This is a genomic window from Pseudomonas sp. TE3786 (genome assembly GCF_054057335.1).
Genome location: NZ_JBSRZF010000014.1, coordinates 96,349 through 116,640, shown reverse-complemented (window position 1 = coordinate 116,640; position 20,292 = coordinate 96,349). Strand labels below are relative to the sequence as shown.

General features: G+C 62.7%; 19 protein-coding genes. 7 read left to right on the top strand and 12 right to left on the bottom strand.

Annotated features, from left to right (window positions below; all coding sequences use genetic code 11):
• Window positions 1-59: 59 nt before the first annotated feature.
• A complete protein-coding gene (locus ACVW0Y_RS16205) occupies window positions 60-1,421 on the bottom strand; it encodes a GTPase/DUF3482 domain-containing protein (protein ID WP_457439482.1) in 1,362 nt (453 codons plus the stop codon).
• Window positions 1,414-2,811: a DUF2868 domain-containing protein gene (locus ACVW0Y_RS16200; RefSeq protein WP_457439480.1), complete on the bottom strand. Its 1,398-nt coding sequence runs from the start codon at window positions 2,809-2,811 to the stop codon at window positions 1,414-1,416. Before ACVW0Y_RS16200 ends, ACVW0Y_RS16205 begins: the two co-directional genes overlap by 8 nt.
• Window positions 2,812-2,926: 115 nt before the next feature.
• On the opposite strand from ACVW0Y_RS16200, the gene ACVW0Y_RS16195 reads away from it, so the two are divergent.
• Both ACVW0Y_RS16195 and ACVW0Y_RS16190 read left to right on the top strand, forming a co-directional pair.
• Entirely contained in the window at window positions 2,927-3,439 is a 513-nt protein-coding gene (locus ACVW0Y_RS16195; RefSeq protein WP_457439478.1) for a dihydrofolate reductase, read from the top strand.
• Between the two features lie 85 nt (window positions 3,440-3,524).
• Entirely contained in the window at window positions 3,525-4,172 is a 648-nt protein-coding gene (locus tag ACVW0Y_RS16190) for a YitT family protein (RefSeq protein WP_457439476.1), read from the top strand.
• A gap of 80 nt (window positions 4,173-4,252) precedes the next feature.
• On the opposite strand, the gene ACVW0Y_RS16185 is transcribed toward ACVW0Y_RS16190, so the two are convergent.
• The gene (locus ACVW0Y_RS16185; protein WP_457439474.1) at window positions 4,253-4,711 is read right to left on the bottom strand and encodes a metallophosphoesterase family protein; all 459 of its coding nucleotides are present in this window, start codon (window positions 4,709-4,711) and stop codon (window positions 4,253-4,255) included.
• A gap of 187 nt (window positions 4,712-4,898) precedes the next feature.
• Here ACVW0Y_RS16185 and ACVW0Y_RS16180 point away from each other — a divergent pair, with 187 nt between their 5' ends.
• On the top strand, window positions 4,899-5,957 hold the full coding sequence (locus tag ACVW0Y_RS16180) for a haloacid dehalogenase-like hydrolase (RefSeq protein WP_457439472.1): 1,059 nt from the start codon (window positions 4,899-4,901) through the stop codon (window positions 5,955-5,957).
• Between the two features lie 145 nt (window positions 5,958-6,102).
• Here ACVW0Y_RS16180 and ilvD read toward each other — a convergent pair whose 3' ends face one another.
• The 3 genes from ilvD to ACVW0Y_RS16165 form a co-directional block, all read right to left on the bottom strand.
• Window positions 6,103-7,944, bottom strand: coding sequence for a dihydroxy-acid dehydratase (gene ilvD / locus ACVW0Y_RS16175; protein WP_457439470.1), 1,842 nt, complete (start codon window positions 7,942-7,944; stop codon window positions 6,103-6,105).
• A gap of 307 nt (window positions 7,945-8,251) precedes the next feature.
• A complete protein-coding gene (locus ACVW0Y_RS16170) occupies window positions 8,252-9,448 on the bottom strand; it encodes a class I SAM-dependent rRNA methyltransferase (protein ID WP_457439468.1) in 1,197 nt (398 codons plus the stop codon).
• A 146-nt stretch (window positions 9,449-9,594) separates the two neighbouring features.
• Entirely contained in the window at window positions 9,595-10,134 is a 540-nt protein-coding gene (locus ACVW0Y_RS16165; RefSeq protein WP_457439466.1) for a type 1 glutamine amidotransferase domain-containing protein, read from the bottom strand.
• 313 nt (window positions 10,135-10,447) lie between these two features.
• Between ACVW0Y_RS16165 and ACVW0Y_RS16160 the strand changes: the two genes are divergently transcribed.
• The 3 genes from ACVW0Y_RS16160 to ACVW0Y_RS16150 all read left to right on the top strand — a co-directional run bounded on the left by ACVW0Y_RS16160 (window position 10,448) and on the right by ACVW0Y_RS16150 (window position 12,719).
• Complete coding sequence (locus tag ACVW0Y_RS16160) at window positions 10,448-11,260, top strand: HDOD domain-containing protein (RefSeq protein ID WP_457439543.1); 813 nt, start codon at window positions 10,448-10,450, stop codon at window positions 11,258-11,260.
• 84 nt (window positions 11,261-11,344) lie between these two features.
• Entirely contained in the window at window positions 11,345-12,157 is an 813-nt protein-coding gene (mutM, locus tag ACVW0Y_RS16155; RefSeq protein WP_457439465.1) for a bifunctional DNA-formamidopyrimidine glycosylase/DNA-(apurinic or apyrimidinic site) lyase, read from the top strand.
• 205 nt (window positions 12,158-12,362) lie between these two features.
• On the top strand, window positions 12,363-12,719 hold the full coding sequence (locus ACVW0Y_RS16150) for a multidrug transporter (protein ID WP_457439463.1): 357 nt from the start codon (window positions 12,363-12,365) through the stop codon (window positions 12,717-12,719).
• A 160-nt stretch (window positions 12,720-12,879) separates the two neighbouring features.
• On the opposite strand, the gene ggt is transcribed toward ACVW0Y_RS16150, so the two are convergent.
• The 6 genes from ggt to ACVW0Y_RS16120 all read right to left on the bottom strand — a co-directional run bounded on the left by ggt (window position 12,880) and on the right by ACVW0Y_RS16120 (window position 19,329).
• The gene (ggt, locus tag ACVW0Y_RS16145) at window positions 12,880-14,574 is read right to left on the bottom strand and encodes a gamma-glutamyltransferase (RefSeq protein ID WP_457439461.1); all 1,695 of its coding nucleotides are present in this window, start codon (window positions 14,572-14,574) and stop codon (window positions 12,880-12,882) included.
• 16 nt (window positions 14,575-14,590) lie between these two features.
• The gene (locus ACVW0Y_RS16140) at window positions 14,591-14,842 is read right to left on the bottom strand and encodes a YfhL family 4Fe-4S dicluster ferredoxin (RefSeq protein ID WP_457439459.1); all 252 of its coding nucleotides are present in this window, start codon (window positions 14,840-14,842) and stop codon (window positions 14,591-14,593) included.
• A gap of 184 nt (window positions 14,843-15,026) precedes the next feature.
• Window positions 15,027-15,506 carry a pantetheine-phosphate adenylyltransferase gene (gene coaD, locus ACVW0Y_RS16135; RefSeq protein WP_457439457.1) on the bottom strand — a complete coding sequence of 160 codons (480 nt, stop codon included), beginning with the start codon at window positions 15,504-15,506 and terminating at the stop codon, window positions 15,027-15,029.
• Window positions 15,507-15,615: 109 nt separating this feature from the next.
• Window positions 15,616-17,211: a GMC family oxidoreductase N-terminal domain-containing protein gene (locus ACVW0Y_RS16130; protein ID WP_457439455.1), complete on the bottom strand. Its 1,596-nt coding sequence runs from the start codon at window positions 17,209-17,211 to the stop codon at window positions 15,616-15,618.
• 55 nt (window positions 17,212-17,266) lie between these two features.
• On the bottom strand, window positions 17,267-17,812 hold the full coding sequence (locus tag ACVW0Y_RS16125; RefSeq protein WP_457439453.1) for a twin-arginine translocation pathway signal protein: 546 nt from the start codon (window positions 17,810-17,812) through the stop codon (window positions 17,267-17,269).
• Window positions 17,813-17,898: 86 nt separating this feature from the next.
• Window positions 17,899-19,329 carry a coniferyl aldehyde dehydrogenase gene (locus ACVW0Y_RS16120; protein ID WP_457439451.1) on the bottom strand — a complete coding sequence of 477 codons (1,431 nt, stop codon included), beginning with the start codon at window positions 19,327-19,329 and terminating at the stop codon, window positions 17,899-17,901.
• Between the two features lie 302 nt (window positions 19,330-19,631).
• Between ACVW0Y_RS16120 and ACVW0Y_RS16115 the strand changes: the two genes are divergently transcribed.
• Window positions 19,632-20,291: a TetR/AcrR family transcriptional regulator gene (locus ACVW0Y_RS16115; protein WP_457439449.1), complete on the top strand. Its 660-nt coding sequence runs from the start codon at window positions 19,632-19,634 to the stop codon at window positions 20,289-20,291.
• Window position 20,292: the final 1 nt, after the last annotated feature.

Genomic DNA, 20,292 nt, shown 5'->3' with positions numbered 1-20,292 from the left:
GGCCCATGTGGGATTCCGTAGGAGCGGCTTTCAGCCGCGATGCTTTCGAAGATGCTGCCCTACGCTTGCAGCTCCGCCGCCAACCGCTCCACCGCCTCCTGCCGCTCGACCTGCTGCAACCGCGCCTGCGGGTTCAGCGATGACCAGCGCGGATGCGCCCGCGCCTGGCGCAACACCGTTGGCAGCTTGCCCTGGTGCCAGCCCACATCCTGCCCAGCCTGCACTTCAATTGCCGCGGTTGCCGCATGTCCGCGGCTGCTCAGGGCGTCCAGCAACTGGCGTTGCCGCACGGCCAGCAGGCGCAGCACGTTGTCATCGACCGTCAGTTCACGCTGGCCCCTGAGTTTGCCGAGCAAACGCTCGCCGTAGTTGCGTGCCGTCTGCACCCCGCCGCCGGCCAGGGCACCCAGCAGGGTAGCGGCGCCAAGGGTCAGGCCGCCGACCATCAAGTCGATGCCCGCGCCTGCCGCTGCACCAGCCGCTATGCCGCTGCCGACCTGCACGCCCAACTGCTTGAGGGTTTCCGGGTTGAACAGGTCGTCGCCCCAGCGGCCATCCAGCAGCGGTAGATCCCCGGCGCGGGCATCGTCCTGGCGGAAGGCATACAAGCGCAGCAGTGCCTGCACGCAGGCTTGTTCGCGTTGGCGGATGCTCTGGTGCAGCGCTTGCACCTGCGCCTGCTCATCGCCGCCGACACTGCGCCGGCAGGCGGCGCAGTCGATCAGCAGTTCGGCGATCAGGCGCAGCCCGGCGCTGCGGCGGGCCAGGGCCTGGGCCTCGTGGTCGGCAATCAGGCGTTCCAGTTGCGGGCGGGATTTTTCCAGCAGCAGGGCCAGGCTTTCATACAACCGCCGCTCGCCATCCAGGGGCGGCGCCACCGTGTCGAAGCGCACCAGCGCATGCAGCCCCAAACGCGCCAGGGCGTCGCGCCACTCCTCTTCGCGCTGGTGAGCGCTGGTGACGAAGTTCAGCACCGGCAGCAGCGGTTTGCCGCAACTGCCGAGCACTGCCAGCTCATCGCGGTATTTGGCCAGTACCGGCTCGCGGGCGTCGATCACATACAGGCCGGCATCCGAAGCCAGCAGCTGGCGCAGCACTTTGGCTTCCTGCTCGAAGCGCTGCCGGGCTTCGCTGCCGTCGAGAAAACGGCTCAGGCGGGCCGGGCCATCCAGGCGCTCGCCAGGGCGGTCGAGGCGTTCCAGGTAATCGAGCAGGGCAATGGCATCTTCCAGGCCGGGGGTGTCGTACAGCTCCAGCAGCGGCTGACCGTCTACGGACAAGCGCGCACCCTCGACATGGCGGGTGGTGCTGGGCCGATGGGACACCTCGCCAAAACCGACATCGCGGGTCAGGGTGCGCAGCAACGAAGTCTTGCCGACATTGGTGTGGCCGACCACGGCGAGTTTCAGCGCCTTACTCATGGCCGTTCTCCAGCCAAGCCAGGGGCGCGCCCTGGCGCCAGTGCAGATGCAGGTCATCCAGGGCGCTGTGCCAATCACCCAGGCGTTGGCTATCCACCGCCTCGCCGGGTTCTGCCGCCAGCAGCCAGATCCGCGTGGCCCCGGCATTGCGCGCCAGTTCGGCGAGCAGCGCCAGGGTGCCGCGATCTGGTGAGCGGCGTGGGTCGCAGGCAATCGCCAGACGCGCGGGTGGGAAGCGGCTGAGCTGATCCAACAGGTGCTGGCGCTGCTCGCGGCTGTCGATCACTCCGGCATCCGCCACGCCTTTGGGCAGTGTCGGGGGCCAGGGGCGTTGCGGGTCCAGCTCGACAGCAACCAGCAGCGCGCCTTCGCTGTTCGCTGCCGGACCACCGGCTTGTGCTGTGGATAACTGTGCCGGTGCCGCATCGGTTATCCCCAGGCGTTCGCTGCTCGGTTGCAGGTGTTCGCGCAGCAGGCTGTAGCCGGGCTGCTCTAGATCCAGGCGCAGCTTGGTGCGGCCTCGCCGCCAGCGCCAGGCGCACAGCAGGGCCAGCAGTGCGCGCGGCAGAATGCCGTAGCAAACCAGCAGCCCCAGCAGCCAGATGGCCCAGGCTTGCCGTGCGCTTTCCTCGGCCACCGCATCGGCACCGCTGGCGCGAATCAGCTCCACCGCCGGGGTGCTGAAACCGAGCAGATGGGGCAGGGCACCGAGGGTTTGGGTCAGGCTGACAAAGGTGTCGCTGCCGAGCAACGTGGTTTCCCAGACAAAGCCGTAGCGGCGGGTGGCCAATAGCGCCAGCAGGCTGCCGAGGGCACTGAGCATCACCAGCAGCCACAGGCCATGCACCAGCATGCCGATGGCCCAGCGGCCCAAGCGTTCGCGCTGCAACAGCACCAGCAGTGCCGGTGCCAGCTGCGCGGCCTGGGCGTCGCGGGCAAGCTTTTCGCTTAACCACAACCATAGCCGGCCGAGGCTGGCGTTACCGCCGCCCAGCACCAGGCTGACGGCCCAGCCCACCAGCATTATCAGGTGCAGCCCGAGCAGACTGCCCAGGGCCCAGAACACATTCACCGGACGCTGACCGTCACCCAACGCCGCCAAGCCCAGACCGGCACCGCTGAGCAGCGCCAGCACCAGCAACAGTCCCAGCGCCAGCTGCGCGCCCTGCCGCCAATGCTGCAGAGCGGCGAGCAGTCCGTCGCGCTGGGCCAGCCACAGGGCGCGGCGCTCGATACGGCTGGCCAGATCACCACCCTCGGCCACCGCCAGGCGGTTGGCTTCGCGGTCTTCCAGCGGCCCGGCCTGCTCTTCACGCAGGCGAATGGCTTCGGTCAGCCACAGGCGATGCAGCGGTGAAAGGAGGGAGGCGGGCGAATTCGTTGGGGGCATGCGCAAGCTCATCAGGTAAAACAAGGGTGTCGCAGGCATGGAGAATAACCCCTCAGGTGCGCGCCCATCATCCGTTTGCTTTTTTTCCCCGGGCCTAGCCGTTATCCTCGCCGCCATGAATACGACCCTGCCCCTCTGCCTGATCGCCGCGCTCGCCGACAACCGTGTGATTGGCCGCGATAACCAATTGCCCTGGCACCTGCCAGCGGACCTCAAGCACTTCAAGGCCATGACCCTCGGCAAGCCGATCATCATGGGCCGCAAAACCTGGGACTCCCTGGGCCGGCCACTGCCGGGCCGTCTCAACCTGGTGGTCAGTCGCCAGGCGGGCCTGCAGTTGCCAGGTGCCGAGGTATTCGCCTCGCTGGAAGCGGCCATGCTGCGTGCCGAAGAGTGGGCCAAAGCCGAAGACGCTGATGAGCTGATGCTGATTGGCGGTGCCCAGCTCTACGAGCAAGGCCTGGCACTGGCTCAGCGCCTGTACCTGACCCGCGTGGCGCTGAGCCCGGAGGGCGATGCCTGGTTCCCGGCCTTCGATGAGGCCGCCTGGCACCTGGCCTCCAGTATCGAACACGAAGCGGTGGGGCAAACCCCGGCCTACAGCTTCGAAGTCTGGGACAAGCGTTAAGCCCCCACGCCGCAACCACTGACTACGCTAAACACGCCGCCTTGCTTCAGGCGGCGTGCTGTTTTTGCTTTCTTCGAGGTTTCCCATGCAAGACAACACTCCGGTCGCCGCCGAGGCGGAAACCGTCGCGCCGCTTTTTGTCCGCCACCCGCTGTGGGAGGACGGCCTGGCGATGATTTCCGGCACCGCCATGGTCGCCCTGGGCATCGCGTTCTACGCCCATGCCGGGCTGCTGACGGGCGGCATGGTGGGTCTGGCGTTTCTGCTCAAGTACCAGCTGGGCGTGCCCTTTGGCCTGATGTTTTTTCTGCTGAATCTGCCGTTTTACGCGCTGGGTATCTGGCGCATGGGCTGGAGCTTCACCCTGCGCACCGGCTGCGCGGTGGCGCTGGTGTCGGTGTTGGCGGAACTGACGCCGACCTGGGTGTCGTTCAATCAGCTCAGCCCCCTTTATGCTGCGGTGTTTGGCGGGCTGGCGATGGGTTTGGGATTGCTGATGCTGTTCCGTCACCGTGCCAGCCTGGGCGGGGTGAATATCCTCGCCCTGTTTCTCCAGGAACGTTTCGGCGTGCGCGCCGGGCTGGTGCAGATGGGCGTGGACGGCGTGATCGTGCTGACCTCGCTGTTCGTGATCGCCCCAGAGAAGGTGGCGCTGTCGGTGCTGGGGGCGTTGGCGTTGAATCTGGTGCTGGCGATCAACCATCGCTCGGATCGCTACATGGGCGTGAGCTGAATAAAGATCAACAGCTCGCGGCTGAAGCCGCTCCTGCGAGACCGCCCGCCTTGTAGGATCGGCCGGCCGGCGCCCCTGCGTTATGGGATCAGTTCGAGCAACTCGCCGGTTACCTGGCCATTCTCAACCCGCAAAAAGCCCACACTGATCGGCAGCTTGAACCGCCTCGGTCCAGCGCTGCCCGGGTTGATATACAGCACGCCATGCAGCAACTTTTGCAGCGGCTTGTGCGAGTGTCCGGTGACCACTACATCGATGCCCGCTGGCAACTGCTCCGGCACATCGGCCAGTTCATGCACCACGTAGATGCCGATACCGTCGATACGCAGCACCGCATGGGTCGGCACGCTAGCGGCCCAGCTGTCGTCTTTATCATTGTTGCCCCGCACTGCAGTCAGGGGGGCCAGATCGCGCAGGGCTTCGAGGATTTCCGGTTTGCCGATGTCGCCGGCATGCACGATGCGCTCGCAGCCTTCGAGCGCGGCCAGCGCTTGCGGGCGCAGCAGGCCGTGGGTATCGGAGATCAGGCCGATCTTCATGGGCATTTCCTCCCGGTTTAACCTACTGAAATCTATGGTTTTAACGACCAATGGGTCGTTTTTTAGCGTTTTCCATGACGTTTTCACGACGGTGCGTGACGCCTGGAGCGAACGATGGGTCGCTCTCGGAGCAGAGCTGTCACGTCCATTTGTTAGCGTCGGCCTTTCACTTTTTCAGGGACCGACCATGCCACTCGCCAGAAGCCTTTTCGCCGCCGCCTTTTCCCTCGTATTGGCCGGCAACGCCGCTGCCGCCACCGAGCTCAAGCACTGGCCGGCCGACGCCGCCAAGCAACTGGATGCCATGATTGCGGCGAATGCCAACAAGGGCAACTTCGCGGTCTTCGATATGGACAACACCAGCTACCGCTACGATCTGGAAGAGTCCCTGCTGCCGTTTATGGAAAACAAGGGCGTGCTGACCCGGGAAAAACTCGACCCGTCGCTCAAGCTGATCCCCTTCAAAGACAGCGCCGAGCACAAGGAAAGCCTGTTCAGCTACTACTACCGCCTGTGCGAGATCGACGACATGGTCTGCTACCCCTGGGTGGCGCAGGTGTTTTCCGGCTTCACCCTCAGCGAGCTGAAGGGCTACGTCGATGAGCTGATGGCCTCCGGAAAACCGGTACCGAGCACCTATTACGAAGGCGATGTGGTGAAGCCCATCGAGGTACAGCCGCCCAAGGTCTTCACCGGCCAGGCTGAGCTGTACAACAAGCTGATGGAGAATGGCATCGAGGTGTACGTGATGACTGCCGCATCGGAAGAGTTGGTGCGCATGGTCGCCGCTGATCCCAAGTACGGCTACAACGTCAAACCGCAGAACGTGATCGGCGTAAGCCTGCTGCTCAAAGACCCAAAGAGCGGCGCCCTGACCACGGCGCGTAAGCAGATTACTGCTGGCACCTACGACGCCAAGGTCAATATGGACCTGGAAGTCACCCCGTACCTGTGGACGCCCGCCACCTGGATGGCCGGCAAGCAGGCGGCGATCCTTACCTATATCGATGAATGGAAAAAGCCGGTGCTGGTGGGCGGCGATACGCCGAGCAGCGATGGCTACATGCTGTTCCACAGCGTGGATGTAGCCAAGGGCGGGATTCATCTGTGGGTGAACCGCAAAGACAAGTACATGGGCCAGATCACTGCCATGCAGGCCAAGCATGCGGCGGCGCAGGCCAAGGAAGGGTTGCCGGTGACGGCGGACAAGAACTGGGTGGTGGTGAAGCCGGAAGAGATTCAGTAAGCCGAATGTGATGATGTCCCGTAGGAGCGGCTTTCGCCGCGATGCTTTTAAAATCCATCGCGGCGAAAGCCGCTCTTACAAAAACCATCTCCATCATGAAAAAGCCCCGCACTTGGCGGGGCTTTTTCATTTCAGCAAGCAGCTATCAAAGGCCGTCGAGCATGGCCTTGTTACGCACTGCGCCTTTGTCGGCACTGGTGGCCAGTAAGGCATAAGCCTTCAACGCGGTGGTCACTTTGCGTGGACGTTTTTCCACCGGTTTCCAGCCTTTCTTGTCCTGCTCGTGGCGGCGATGGGCGATTTCTTCATCGGTCACCAGCAGGTTGATGCTGCGGTTGGGGATGTCGATCAGCACTTTGTCGCCGTCGCGCACCAGGCCGATGGCACCGCCCGCTGCCGCTTCCGGCGAGGCGTGGCCGATGGACAGGCCCGAGGTGCCGCCGGAGAAGCGGCCGTCGGTGAGCAGGGCGCAGGCTTTGCCCAGGCCTTTGGATTTCAGGTACGAGGTCGGGTAGAGCATTTCCTGCATGCCCGGACCGCCTTTCGGACCTTCGTAGCGAATGATGACGATGTCGCCTTCCTTCACTTCGTCCGCGAGGATGCCGCGTACCGCGCTGTCCTGGCTTTCGAAGATCTTCGCGTTGCCTTCGAAGACATGGATCGACTCATCCACGCCGGCGGTTTTCACCACGCAGCCGTCCAGGGCGATATTGCCGTACAGCACGGCCAGGCCGCCTTCTTGCGAGTAGGCGTGCTCGAAGCTCCGAATGCAGCCGTTTTCACGGTCGTCGTCCAGGGTTTCCCAGCGGGTCGACTGGCTGAAAGCGGTCTGGGTCGGGATACCGGCAGGGCCGGCTTTGAAGAAGTGGTGCACGGCTTCATCGTTGGTCTGGGTAATGTCCCATTTGGCGATGGCCTCGGCCATGGACTTGCTGTGCACGGTCGGCAGGTCGGTATGCAGCAGGCCGCCACGGGCCAGGGAACCGAGGATGCTGAAGATGCCGCCAGCGCGGTGCACATCTTCCATGTGGTACTTCTGAATGTTCGGTGCCACTTTGCACAGTTGCGGCACCAAGCGGGAAAGGCGGTCGATATCGCGCAGGTCGAAATCGATCTCGGCTTCCTGGGCGGCGGCCAGCAGGTGAAGGATGGTGTTGGTCGAACCGCCCATGGCGATGTCCAGCATCATGGCGTTTTCGAAGGCCTTGAAGTTGGCGATATTGCGCGGCAATACCGACTCGTCGCCTTCGCCGTAGTAGCGCTTGCACAGCTCGACGACGGTGCGGCCGGCCTGCAGGAACAGCTGCTCGCGGTCGCTGTGGGTGGCCAGAGTGGAACCGTTGCCCGGCAGGGCCAGGCCCAGGGCTTCGGTCAGGCAGTTCATCGAGTTGGCGGTGAACATGCCGGAGCACGAACCGCAGGTCGGGCAGGCGCTGCGCTCGTACTCGGCAACCTTCTCGTCGGAGGCGCTGGAGTCGGCGGCGATCACCATGGCGTCAACCAGGTCCAGGCCATGGCTGGCCAGTTTGGTCTTGCCGGCTTCCATCGGCCCGCCGGAAACGAAGATCACCGGGATGTTCAGGCGCAGAGCCGCCATCAGCATGCCGGGGGTGATCTTGTCGCAGTTGGAGATACACACGATGGCGTCGGCGCAGTGGGCGTTGACCATGTACTCCACGGAGTCGGCGATGATCTCGCGGCTCGGCAGCGAATAGAGCATGCCGTCGTGGCCCATGGCGATACCGTCATCGACCGCGATGGTGTTGAACTCTTTGGCCACGCCGCCGGCTTTTTCGATCTCGCGGGCGACCAGCTGGCCGAGGTCCTTCAGGTGTACGTGGCCAGGCACGAACTGGGTGAAGGAGTTGGCGATGGCGATGATCGGCTTTTTGAAGTCTTCGTCCTTCATCCCGGTGGCGCGCCACAGGGCACGGGCACCGGCCATATTGCGGCCGTGGGTGGACGTTTTTGAACGGTAATCAGGCATGACGGGTTCCTGCGGCTAATCAGGTGTCGGTTTATAGGTGTGCATGAGCGCTGATCTACCGGGAGCGACGGCAGTTGGCCGTGTCTTCGGTGGGGTCGTATTCGAAACGGGGTTACCGCTCGTACGGCCGGGGCTCACAAGCCCGCCGGGGATGGTTGGCGAGGAATGGGCCGATTCTACGCCGCTCGGCGCGGGGGAGGGAAGGTTGACGGTCCGGATCACCGTTTTCAGGAATCGCGGCCGAAGTCGCTCCTACGAGAACCTGCAGTCTGTAGGAGCGGCTTCAGCCGTGATGCCTTTCAACCCATCAAGCGTTCGGCAGAAGGCGGCAGGTCAGGCTCTTGATATAGCGGGTTTCCGCAATCGCCATATGCACCGGGTGATCCGGGCCCTGGCCGCCGCGTTCGAGCATGATGATATTGCGGTCCAGGTGACGGGCGCTCTGCAGCAGGATGTTCTGCAGGTTGTCCTCTTCCAGGTGCATGGAGCACGAGGCGCTGACCAGGATGCCGTCCTTGCTCAGCAGGCGCATGGCCATTTCGTTCAGGCGGCGGTAGCCGGCTTCACCGTTCTTGATGTCTTTTTTGCGTTTGATAAAGGCGGGCGGGTCGCACACCACCACATCGAAACGCTCTTCCGAGGACTTCAGTTCCTTCAGCGCGGCAAACACGTCGCCTTCGATGCAAGTCACTTTCTCGGCGACGCCGTTGAGGGTGGCATTGCGCTCTACGCCATCAAGGGCGAACGCCGAGGCATCGACGCAGAACACTTCGCTGGCACCAAAGGCCGCGGCCTGCACACCCCAGCCGCCGATATAGCTGAACAGATCCAGCACGCGCTTGCCGTTGACGTAGGGTGCCAGGCGCGCGCGGTTCATGCGGTGGTCGTAGAACCAGCCGGTTTTCTGCCCTTCGATCACCGGGGCTTCAAACTTCACGCCGTTCTCTTCCAGGGCCACCCACTCCGGCACCACGCCGAACGGGGTTTCCACATAACGTGGCAGGCCTTCGGCGTCACGCGCGGCGGAGTCATTCTTGAACAGCACGCCGCGTGGTTGCAGCACCTGCACCAGGGCAGCGAGCACGTCGTCCTTGTGACGCTCCATGGTCGGCGAAGTGATCTGCACCACGAGGATGTCGAAGAAACGGTCGACCACCAGGCCTGGCAGCAGATCGGAATCGCCATACACCAGGCGGTAGCACGGCTGGTCGAACAGGCGCTCGCGCAACGACAAGGCCACATTGATGCGGTGCACCAGCAGGGATTTGTCCAGTTCGTGTTTGGTGTCGCGCGACAGCAGACGGGCGCAGATCAGGTTGTTCGGGCTGATGCCGACCACGCCCAGAGGTTTGCCGCCAGCGGCTTCGAGAATGGCCTGGTCACCGGCCTGGAAGCCGTGCAACGGCGTGGCGGCGACATCGATTTCATTGCTGTAGACCCACAGGTGTCCGGCGCGCAGACGGCGATCGGCGTTGGCTTTGAGGCGCAGGCTGGGCAGGGACATGGGGTCGCTCTCCGAAAAAAGAGCGGGAGTATAGCGTAGGTTGGGTTGAGCCGAAGGCGAAGCCCAACACCCTGCAGGTGGAACTGGCAGGGCGCTGTTGTTGGGCTTCGCTGCGCTCACCGCACGCAGCCCGACCCAACCTACGGTCAGGCAGCCAGGGTTTCGATCAGCTTCTTGTTGAACGCCGGAATGTCATCCGGGTTGCGGCTGCTGATCAGGGTGCCGTCTTTAACCACTTCCTGGTCCACCCATTTGCCGCCAGCGTTGGTGATGTCGTCTTTCAACGAACTCCAGCTGGTGATGGTGCGGCCTTTTACCAGGCCGGAAGACACCAGCAGCCAGGCACCGTGGCAGATCACGGCAATCGGCGTTTCGTTTTGCGAGGCCTGGATGACCAGGCTCTGCGCCTCGGGAATGCTGCGGATGGTGTCGGAGTTCATCACGCCGCCTGGCAACACCAGGGCGTCGTAGTCGGCAATGTTGGCCGCGGCGAAGGTGTTGCTCACGGTGAAGCTGTCGCCGGGTTTGTCGTGGTGCCAGCCTTTCACCTGGCCCGAGCTGTCGGAGAGGATATCGACCGCAGCGCCGAGTTTTTCCAGGGCGTCTTTCGGGCCGGTCATTTCGATCTGCTCGAAACCGTCAGTCACCAGCAGGGCGATGCGTTTGCCTTTCAGGGAGGTGGTCATATTCGGTCCTGTTTACGTGAGGGGTATCAGTTCCGAGGCTGCGACTGTGGGTTAAGTTCAGCTTGTTCGATGTACGTCGCAGAGGCGGCCAGGCGCTTATGCGCCGAGCCAGACGTCCGGACGAGCGGTCTGCCCTGCTTTCCCGCGTGGTTGTTGAGATATTTCCGTCTGTCGGCGAATTCCTGCGTTACCGAGGGTTACGTCGGCTAACTTGGCGGTTAGACTGTGGCACTCGTCACGTTACCGACCGTCAGCAGTCATGGCCCACGAACTCTCCGCCGAACAAATTCAGAAAGTCCTGCAAGGCATCAGCGTGCCGCCGCAGCCTCAGATCATGGTTGACCTGCAGATGGAGCAGGTGATGCCCCATCCCGATCTGAAGGCCATTGCCAAGCTGATCAGCCAGGACCCCGGCCTGTCCGGCGCACTGCTGAAAATCGTCAATTCGCCGTTTTTCGGTCTGTCCAACCGCATCGCCTCGATTCAGCAAGCGGTGAATCTGCTGGGCTGCGACACGGTGATCAACCTGATCAACGCGCAGTCGATCAAGGGCGAGATGACCGATGAGGCCATCGTCACCCTCAACCGCTTCTGGGACACCGCGCAAGACGTGGCCATGACCTGCCTGACTCTGGCCAAACGCATTGGCTATCAGTCGGCTGACGAGGCCTACACCCTGGGCCTGTTCCACAATTGCGGCATTCCGCTGATGATCAAGCGCTTCCCGGACTACATGACCGTGCTGGAGGAGGCTTACGCCAGCGCCACTTCCGAGCGGCGTGTCGTCGACACGGAAAACCGCGTGCTCAATACCAACCATGCCGTGGTTGGCTACTTCACCGCCAAGTCGTGGAACCTGCCGTTGCACCTGTGCGACGCGATTGCCAACCATCACAACGCCCTGTCGATCTTCACCGACGACTCAATGCGTGATGCGCAGCTGAAAACCCTGTTGGCGATTCTGAAGATGTCCGAGCACATCTGCGAAAGCCACCGGGTACTGGGCAACCAGGTCGATGACTTCGAGTGGCAGAGCATCGAGCAACTGGTGCTGGAGTACGTCGGCTTGTCTGAGTACGACTTCCAGACCCTCAAAGAAAGCATCCGCGATCTGAGCATGCATTGATCGCCACGAGCGCGGGCTTCGGCCTGCGCTCGGCGTTCTGCGTTCTGCTAAGGTGCTTCACCCTCTCCTGTTGCGGGCCCTCTGATGCCTGAATTACCTGAAGTCGAAACCACGCGCCGCGGCATTGCGCCGTATCTCGAAGGCCAGCGGGTCAGTCGTGTGATTGTGCGTGACCGGCGTTTGCGCTGGCCGATTCCCGAAGACCTTGATGTGCGCTTGTCCGGCCAGCGCATCGAAAGCGTGACCCGGCGCGCCAAGTACCTGCTGCTGACCGCCGAGGCGGGCACGCTGATCAGTCATCTGGGCATGTCTGGCAACCTGCGGTTGGTGCCCATCGATACCCCGGTAGCCAAGCATGAGCATGTGGATATCGAACTGGAGTCTGGTCTGGCCCTGCGCTACACCGATCCACGGCGCTTCGGAGCCATGCTCTGGAGCACCGAGCCGCTGCTGCACGAGCTGCTGGTAAAGCTCGGGCCGGAACCGCTGACCGAGCTGTTCGACGGCGAGCGCCTGTTCAAGCTCTCGCGCGGCAAGAGCATCGCGGTCAAGCCGTTCATCATGGATAACGCGGTGGTGGTCGGGGTGGGCAATATCTACGCGACCGAAGCGTTGTTCGCCGCTGGTATCGACCCACGTCGCGAAGCCGGGTCGATCTCCCGAGCGCGTTATCTGGAGCTGTCGCTGCAGATCAAACGCATCCTCGCCCATGCCATCGAACGCGGTGGCACCACGTTGCGCGACTTCGTCGGTGGCGATGGCCAGCCTGGGTATTTCCAGCAGGAGCTGTTCGTTTACGGACGCGGCGGCGAGTTCTGCAAAACCTGCGGCAGCACCCTGCGTGAAGTGAAATTGGGACAACGAGCGAGCGTTTACTGCCCGCGGTGTCAGCGCTGATACACAGGCAAAAAGTGCCGCGCAAAATCATCGGATTGGCAGGGCGTGTGTAAGCGCACAGTTACAGGCGGTTTTTTCCTCGCCAATCGCCCTGCAAAACCCGCAGAATGCGTTCTCCAGCGATTGACGGCCGTCACGCTGACAATTTCCGGAGCGCTGTTATAGTTACAGCCACCGCACTTTGAATCGATGAAGGACCGCAATCATGAACCTGTTTCGCTCAACCGCTGTTGTCCTGGCGCTGACCACTGGCCTCCTGGCGCTGCCGGCTATGGCGGATGGTTCGGTCGCTACCTCCAACCAGAGCGGCGACCCAGCCTATGACGTTCAGGCTCCCGCTGCCTGGGCCATGATGGGCGACCTGATCATTGCTCGCCCATTGCTGATTGCCGCCACCGTGATTGGCGCTGGTGCATTCGTGATCAGCCTGCCCTTCACCGCCGCTGGCGGTAACGTCGGCGAAGCCGGCAAGGCGCTGGTAGTAGATCCGGGCCGTGAAGCCTTTGTGCGCTGCCTGGGCTGCAGCGAAAGCGGCTATCAGCGTCCGCAAAACCAGCAGTGATTCGACGCCTCAGGGCGAAGATAAAAAAGCCGGTCCATGTGACCGGCTTTTTTCTGCCTGGGATTTGGTGAGGTAGGGCGAATATCCCCGCAGGGGATATCCGCCATTGGGATGTGTGGGGAGAGGTGGCGGATACCCGGTGGATATTCGCCCTACGGTCTTACGGTGGTGGTGGCAACAGCTTGGCCTGGCCGATGCCGCGCGGATCGCTGGCCGCTTCGACGCTGTTGTTGGCCTTGTTCCAGAGCAACACCTGTTGGTTGCCATAGGGTCGCTCCACTGATTTCAGCGAGTAGCCACGGGCGCGCAGGGCGTCGAGTTCGGTGGTGGTGAAGGTGGTCGGTTCGTACTCCACCACATCCGGTAGGTACTGATGGTGGTAGCGCGGTGCCGCCGGCCAGCTCGCCACCGGTTGGCCATCGAGGTATTGCAGCATTGCCAGCAGCACCATGCTGGGAATACGGCTACCGCCCGGGGTACCGAAGGCGCTGAATTCGGTGGGGCTTTCGATAAAGCTCGGGCTCATGCTCGACAGCGGACGTTTGCCGCCGGCCACGGCATTGGCCTGGCTGCCGCTCAACCCATAGGCGTTGGCACCTTGCACGTTGGCGGCGAAATCATCCATCTCATCATTGAGCAACACGCCGGTGCCGGTCGGGGTGAAGGCTGCACCGAAGGGTAGATTCACCGACAGCGTCGCCGACACCGCATTGCCGGCGTTATCCAGTACCACGAAATGGGTGGTGTGGTTGCCTTCCTTCCAGGCCGGCGAGGGCGGCAGGGCGCTGCTCGGGGTGGCCCGCTGCGGGTCGATACCGGCGGCCAGTTGCTTCAGGTAGTTGCCATCCAGCAGCTGGGCCACCGGGTTGGCGATAAAGTCGGGGTCGCCCAGCAGACCGCGATCACGGTAGGCGCGGCGCAATACTTCGATCACATAGTGAGCGCGCTGCAGTTTGTCCGCTTCGCGCCACGGCAGCTGCTGCAACATCGCCAGGCTTTGCGCCAAGGCGATGCCGCCGGCCGAAGGCGGTGGCGCACTGATCAGTTCGCGGCCGTCAGCAAGGCCATAACGCAGGGGCTGCCGCTCGACGACCTGGTATTGCTGAAGATCGGCCAGGGTCCAGATGCCGCCGGCGCGTCTGACGCCATCAACTAACAGCTGTGCAGTCTCGCCGCTGTAGAAGCCGGGCTTGCCATAGCGTCCCAGGCGTTCAAGGGTATTGGCCAGTTCCGGTTGGCGCAGCAGGCTGAATTCGTCGGGGACCGCGCCTTTGTCGCCGAGGAAGATCCGCGCGCTTTCCGGGTTGTCGCGCAGCGAGGCCAGGCGCCATTGCGCCCGCTCGCGGTACACGCGGTCGATGGACACGCCATCACGGGCCAGGCGAATGGCCGGGCCGAGGGAATCAATCAGCGGCAGACGCCCGTACTTGCGCGCCAGTTCCACCAGGGCTGCCGGCAGGCCGGGAATGGCAGCGGCCAGCGGGCCATCCAAGGAAAGCTGCGGCTGCACCTTGCCATCGCGTTTGTACAGATCGGCGTGGGCGGCCAGCGGTGCGCGTTCACGGGCATCGAGGAAGCGGTATTGCGCTTGCTCACCGGCCTGGCGCAGCAAAAAGAAACCGCCGCCACCGAGCCCCGAACTATAGGGCTCGACCACTGCCAGGGCAGCGCTGACGGCAATCGCGGCATCGAAGGCATTGCCGCCAGCGGCCAGGGTTTCCAGACCGGCGATGGTGGCGGCGGGATGGGCGCTGGCGATGGCCGCCTGTTTGGGCTGTGGCGCGGCACCAGCACTGAATGCAACAAGAAGCAGCAAGGCAGCCAGAAGTGCCTTGCCAGGGTGGCTGCCACGCATCAGGCAGCCCACCGCTTTACGCTTTCCCAGTGATGATCAGGTACTTCTGCATAAGCTCATCCTTGCTTTCGACGTTGTTGTCGTCGAGGGGGATGCAATCGACCGGGCAAACCTGCTGGCACTGCGGCTCGTTGTAGTGGCCGACGCACTCGGTGCACAGGTTGGGATCGATAACGTAGATTTCTTCACCCTGCGAAATCGCGGCGTTCGGGCACTCAGGCTCGCAGACGTCGCAGTTGATGCAGTCATCGGTGATGATTAAAGACATGAAACACAACTCCTGCCGCAACGCATCGCCACGGCATGTTCGGACAGCGGAAGCGCAAATTGTGCCGGATTGTCGGGGGAGGCGCCAATCGGAGTGCGGGGCACGAATGGCTTTGTGCGGCGATATCCGCCGCCTTGATCGCAATGGCGGATATCCGTTGCACGGATACCCGCCCTACACGGGTTTACTTCTTGAAGCGCTCCAGCAACGCGTCGGCCACCGCCGGGTGGACGAACTTGCTGATGTCGCCGCCCAGGTTGGCGATTTCGCGCACCAGGGTGGAGGAAATGAACGAGTACTTCTCGGATGGGGTGAGGAACAGGCTTTCTACGTCCGGTACCAGCACGCGGTTCATATTGGCCAGCTGGAACTCGTATTCGAAGTCGGACACCGCGCGCAGGCCGCGCAGGAAGATATTCGCCCCCTGCTCTTTGGCGAAGTGCGCCAGCAGGGTGGAGAAACCCACCACTTCCACGTTGGGCAAGTGCTTGGTCACTTCGCGGGCCAGGGCCACGCGTTGCTCCAAGGGAAACAGGGGGTTCTTCTTCGGGCTGGCCGCGACGGCAATCACCACTTGATCGAAGAGGCGCGAGGCGCGTTCAACGAGGTCGCCGTGACCCTTGGTGATGGGGTCAAAGGTACCTGGGTACAACACTCGATTCATCGTGACGTCCTGGCGTGTGCCATCGGGGAGTCGGATGGTAGCGCAGCATCCCCCCCGGGCCAAGTCATCGACGCCGGCGAACCGCGGATGGGTCCGTCGGCGTCTAGTGTCACGCGCTCTTCAGACGCTCGGCCAGCTGGCTTGCAAGCTGCGCCGTGAGGCCATACACCGACAGCTGCGGGTTGGCGCCGATGCTGGTGGGGAACAGCGAGCCGTCATGGATGGACAGATTGTGCAGCTGGTGATGACGGCCGAGGCTGTCGGTCACCGCCTGGGTCGGGTCCTCCCCCATGGCGCAACCGCCCATGACGTGGGCGCTGCCCAGGCGGGTGCGGTAGATCTCCAGGCGCAGGCCGTCGATCAGGCTTTTGGCTTCGCCCAGGGTCTTCACGTAGTCGGCATCAGCGTGCAGCGGCAGCACGCTTTTCGCCCCGGCGGCGAACTGGATTTCGGCCATGGTGTGGAACGAACGGCGGATGCCATCCCAGGTGTAATCGGTCATCTGGTAATCGAGCACCGGGCTGCCATCGCCGCGCAGTTCCACCGTGCCTTCGGCGCTATCGGGGTGGAAGCCGTCGCGCAGCAGGGCAAGCATGGCGTTGGTGTGCGGCAGCTGCTCCATGCGCATGGCGTTGTCGATGCCGAAACGGCCGAGCAGAGTGGCAGTCAGCGCCGGTTGCATGGGTGGTACTTCGAGCTTGAACGACATACGCCCGGTGGTGCCGTCATCCCATTGGAAGTGGTCGGAGTAGATCGACTGCGGCGCGCCATAGAATGGGTTCACCACCTGCTCGAACTGCGCGGCGGAGAAGTTCACCACATGAATAAAGGTGCGCTTGCCGGCGCGCTGGTGCGGGTCCGGGGCTTTCGAACGCAGCAGAATCGCCGGCGTGTTGATGCCGCCGCCCGAAAGGATGTAGTGCTTGGCTTTGACCGTAATGGTCCGCCCGGTAGGTGCCACGCAGCGCTCATCCAGGGCCTGGCACTGAATGCCGGTGACCTTGTCGCCCTCGATCAGCAGCTTGTCGGCGCGTGCCAGGTACAAGAGCTCGCCGCCTTTTTCCAAGGTGGCCGGAATGGTAGTCACCAGCATGGACTGCTTGGCATTGGTCGGGCAGCCCATGCCGCAGTAACCGAGGTTCCAGCAGCCACGGACGTTGCGCGGGATGACCTTCCAGTGATAGCCGAGCTTGTCGCAGCCGACGCGGATCACATCGTTGTTGAAGTTCGGCGGCATGATCCACGGTGCCACGCCCAGACGCTGCTCCATCTTCTCGAACCAGGGTGCCATCTCGGCAGCGCTATGGCCTTTGACGTTGTGCTCCTTGGCCCAGTGTTCGAGGGTCGGTTCCGGGGTGCGGAAGCTCGAGGTCCAGTTCACCAGGGTGGTACCGCCCACGGCGCGGCCCTGCATGATGGTGATAGCGCCGTCCTTGCTCATCCGGCCGATGCCTTCCTGGTACAGGCTGGGGTAGGCCTCGGCCTCCTGCATCTTGAAGTCGCTGCTGGTTTTCAGCGGCCCTTCCTCGATCAGCAGCACCTTGTAACCGGCCGCGCTGAGGATTTCCGCGGTGGTGCCGCCGCCAGCGCCGGTGCCGACAATGGCGACGTCGGCTTCCAGGGTCAGGTCCTGTTCCAGGCGTGAACCGTTATAGGTTTTCCAGCCGCGGCCAAGGCCTTCGGCAAACAGATCGGGTACGGGCATTCGCGCAGCTCTCGGTAAATTCTTATTAGTAGTGACGCAGTGGCAATGGGTGTTCTCAGACCTTGGGTGGTCCGGGATAGCCGCAGTGCGCCCAGGATTCCGGGCGGCCATACCAGGCCATCATCACCAGTTGCAGCAGCGAGGCATGGCCCATGCGCAGCAGGCTGAGCGAGCTGTTCTGCCAACGCTCGAGGAAGTGGGTGATGTCTTCGCTGCTGGCGTTTTCCCAACTGCCCCAGATGCCGGTGAGCGGGCCACGGGTGACCGCCATCGCCAGCACGTCGAACAGCTGCACGGTGAGCTTGAGCATTTCCGGCGACAGACGATTGAGGCTGTAGTCGAGGTTTTGCAGGGTGCCATCGATGGCTTGCGGCATCTGTTCGGGCTTGACCGCGCCGGCCAGCATTACCGGGATCAGCGCCTTGAGAAACGGCAGGTCGGAGTCCCGCAGGATGGCAAAGCCGGTGGCTGGGTTGCTGGCCGAGCAGCCCGTCAAACTGGCCGTGAGGCCGGCTGTGGCAAGAAAGGCCGAGCCCATCAGGCCGACTTTGAGCAAGCCGCGGCGGGACAGGCCGGGTAGAGCAACTACGGAGTCATTCATTTTTATTTTTTGACCTCGCTCTTGTGGCGATTAAAGGCGGCGCATCAGCAGGCTAGGACCGATGCACCGCAAAGTTTTTGCAGGGGTTAACGCAGGAAAATTTTCAGCACCAGTTTCTGCAACGCTTTGCCGTAGGGCGGGTAAATCACTTTCGAAGCGTTGAAGCGCTGTTTGATAAACACCCCCTTGGCCTTGGAAAAGGTCAGGAAGCCTTCGTGGCCGTGGTAATGGCCCATGCCTGAGGCACCGACGCCGCCGAACGGCATATCGTCCTGTGCCACATGCAGCAGGGTGTCGTTGAGGCACACGCCGCCGGCATGGGTTTCATGCAGTACGCGTTTCTGCTCGGCCTTGTTGTAGCCGAAGTAGTAGAGCGCCAGCGGACGCGGGCGGTCGTTGATGTAGTTGAAGGCATCTTCCAGGCGCTCGTACGGCACGATGGGCAGCAGCGGGCCGAAGATTTCGTCCTGCATCAGCTTCATGTCGTCGTTCACGTTCAGCACCACGGTCTGCGCCATGCGCCGGCCCTGACCTTCGGGGAACAGCGGCACCAGCGTGGCACCTTTGCTTTCAGCATCGCTGAGCAGGCCTTTGAGGCGGGTCAGCTGACGGTCGTTGATGACGGCGGTGTAGTCCGGGTTGTCTTTCAGGCTCGGGTAGAAGCTCTGCACGGTCTTGCGGTAGGCCTCGACAAAGCCTTCGACGCGGTCCTTGGGTACCAGCACATAGTCGGGAGCCACGCAGGTCTGCCCGGCGTTCATGGTTTTACCGAAGGCGATGCGCTCGGCGGCGTCACTCAGCGGCACGTCGGCGGACACAATGGCCGGCGATTTACCGCCCAGCTCCAGGGTTACCGGCACCAGGTTTTCGGCAGCGGCCCGCATCACGTGGCGACCAATGCTGGTCGCACCGGTGAACAGCAGGTGGTCGAACGGCAGTTTGGAGAAGGCCATGCCCACTTCGGCTTCGCCCAGTACTACGGCGACCAGGTCTTCCGGGAAGATCCGCGCCAGCAGGTCCTTGATCAGTTGCGAAGTCACCGGGGTCGATTCGCTCATCTTGATCATTACCCGGTTACCCGCCGCCAGTGCGCCCACCAGCGGGCCCACGGCGAGAAACAACGGGTAGTTCCACGGCACGATCACACCAACCACGCCCAGCGGCTGGTAGATCACCTTGGCGCTGGCGGGCTGGAAGGCCGGGCCCACGGCGCGGCGCGAAGGTTTCATCCACTTCTTGATGCGTTTGGTGGCGTAGTGAATGCCATGCACGCTGGGCATCACTTCGGCCAGCAGGGTTTCTTCGGCGGCGCGGTTGCTGAAGTCCTGGGAAATGGCCTGCACCAGAGTGTCTTTCTCTTTCAGCAGCAGGTCGCACAGGCTGTTGAGCCATTGAATGCGCTGCGCCGCTTCCGGCATGGGGTTGGCGCGGAAGGCTTCGCGCTGGCGCTGTAGCAGTTCGTCGAGCTGGGAAATTTGCTGTTGGTTTTGTTGTAGGTAAGCAACGTCGGCGACCATTTGAAAGCTCCTGGGCAGTCCAGTTAGGGAAACTCGGAGCCACCAGACAGTCGGTTCCGGGTTGCGCAAAACAGCGTGCTGGATTTTTAGAGCAATTACTCTAATGTGTCAAATAGGATGCCTGGCCACTGTCGTTGATGCAGCCCAACGAAAAGTTAGGTAGCTAGGTTTCTGTGGGGATGGGTAACAATTAGCGCGTTTGTGCGTGTACCTTTGGCGCACGAAGGGGAGCTGGCCCGCCAAGGCGGGGCGCAGTTGCTGGGGCTGGTTGCTAAAGAAACAGTGTGTGAGGGATGAGCGCCATGGCCGCGCCAATGAAAACCCGTGAGCGGATCATCCAGGCCAGCCTGGAACTGTTCAATCTGCAGGGCGAACGCAATGTGACCACCAACCACATTGCCGCGCACCTGGCGATTTCACCGGGCAATTTGTATTACTACTTCCGTAACAAGCAGGCGATCATCGCCGAGTTGTTCAATCAGTACGAACAGCAGGTCGACACCTTTCTGCGTCCGCCGGAAGGCCGGGCGATGACCGTGGACGACAAGACCTACTACCTCGAAGCCCTGCTCGCCGCCATGTGGCACTACCGCTTTCTGCACCGCGATCTGGAGCACCTGCTGGAAACCGACGCCGGTCTGGCGGCGCAGTACCAGCAGTTCGCGCAACGCTCGATGGGCCGCGCCCAGGCGATTTATCAGGGCTTTATCGACGCCGGCATTCTGCTGATGGGCGAACGCCAGCTCGAAGCGCTGACCCTCAACAGCTGGATCGTGATGACTTCCTGGGTGCGCTTTCTCTGCACCTCCCGTGGCGATCCCGGCGATCTCAGTCAGGAAATGCTGCGCCGTGGCATCTACCAGGTGCTGGCGCTGGAGGGTGGCTATATCGCTCCGCAGGCGCGCGAGGCCGTGGACGCTCTGCAGCAGCGTCTGTTCGTGCCGCTGGAAGCGGTGATCTAAC

Coding starts and splice junctions, on each gene's coding strand:
- ACVW0Y_RS16205 (WP_457439482.1), bottom strand. CDS start 1,421: ATGAGTAAGGCGCTGAAACTCGCCGTGGTCGGCCACACCAATGTCGGC.
- ACVW0Y_RS16200 (WP_457439480.1), bottom strand. CDS start 2,811: ATGCCCCCAACGAATTCGCCCGCCTCCCTCCTTTCACCGCTGCATCGC.
- ACVW0Y_RS16195 (WP_457439478.1), top strand. CDS start 2,927: ATGAATACGACCCTGCCCCTCTGCCTGATCGCCGCGCTCGCCGACAAC.
- ACVW0Y_RS16190 (WP_457439476.1), top strand. CDS start 3,525: ATGCAAGACAACACTCCGGTCGCCGCCGAGGCGGAAACCGTCGCGCCG.
- ACVW0Y_RS16185 (WP_457439474.1), bottom strand. CDS start 4,711: ATGAAGATCGGCCTGATCTCCGATACCCACGGCCTGCTGCGCCCGCAA.
- ACVW0Y_RS16180 (WP_457439472.1), top strand. CDS start 4,899: ATGCCACTCGCCAGAAGCCTTTTCGCCGCCGCCTTTTCCCTCGTATTG.
- ilvD (WP_457439470.1), bottom strand. CDS start 7,944: ATGCCTGATTACCGTTCAAAAACGTCCACCCACGGCCGCAATATGGCC.
- ACVW0Y_RS16170 (WP_457439468.1), bottom strand. CDS start 9,448: ATGTCCCTGCCCAGCCTGCGCCTCAAAGCCAACGCCGATCGCCGTCTG.
- ACVW0Y_RS16165 (WP_457439466.1), bottom strand. CDS start 10,134: ATGACCACCTCCCTGAAAGGCAAACGCATCGCCCTGCTGGTGACTGAC.
- mutM (WP_457439465.1), top strand. CDS start 11,345: ATGCCTGAATTACCTGAAGTCGAAACCACGCGCCGCGGCATTGCGCCG.
- ACVW0Y_RS16150 (WP_457439463.1), top strand. CDS start 12,363: ATGAACCTGTTTCGCTCAACCGCTGTTGTCCTGGCGCTGACCACTGGC.
- ggt (WP_457439461.1), bottom strand. CDS start 14,574: ATGCGTGGCAGCCACCCTGGCAAGGCACTTCTGGCTGCCTTGCTGCTT.
- ACVW0Y_RS16140 (WP_457439459.1), bottom strand. CDS start 14,842: ATGTCTTTAATCATCACCGATGACTGCATCAACTGCGACGTCTGCGAG.
- coaD (WP_457439457.1), bottom strand. CDS start 15,506: ATGAATCGAGTGTTGTACCCAGGTACCTTTGACCCCATCACCAAGGGT.
- ACVW0Y_RS16130 (WP_457439455.1), bottom strand. CDS start 17,211: ATGCCCGTACCCGATCTGTTTGCCGAAGGCCTTGGCCGCGGCTGGAAA.
- ACVW0Y_RS16125 (WP_457439453.1), bottom strand. CDS start 17,812: ATGAATGACTCCGTAGTTGCTCTACCCGGCCTGTCCCGCCGCGGCTTG.
- ACVW0Y_RS16120 (WP_457439451.1), bottom strand. CDS start 19,329: ATGGTCGCCGACGTTGCTTACCTACAACAAAACCAACAGCAAATTTCC.
- ACVW0Y_RS16115 (WP_457439449.1), top strand. CDS start 19,632: ATGGCCGCGCCAATGAAAACCCGTGAGCGGATCATCCAGGCCAGCCTG.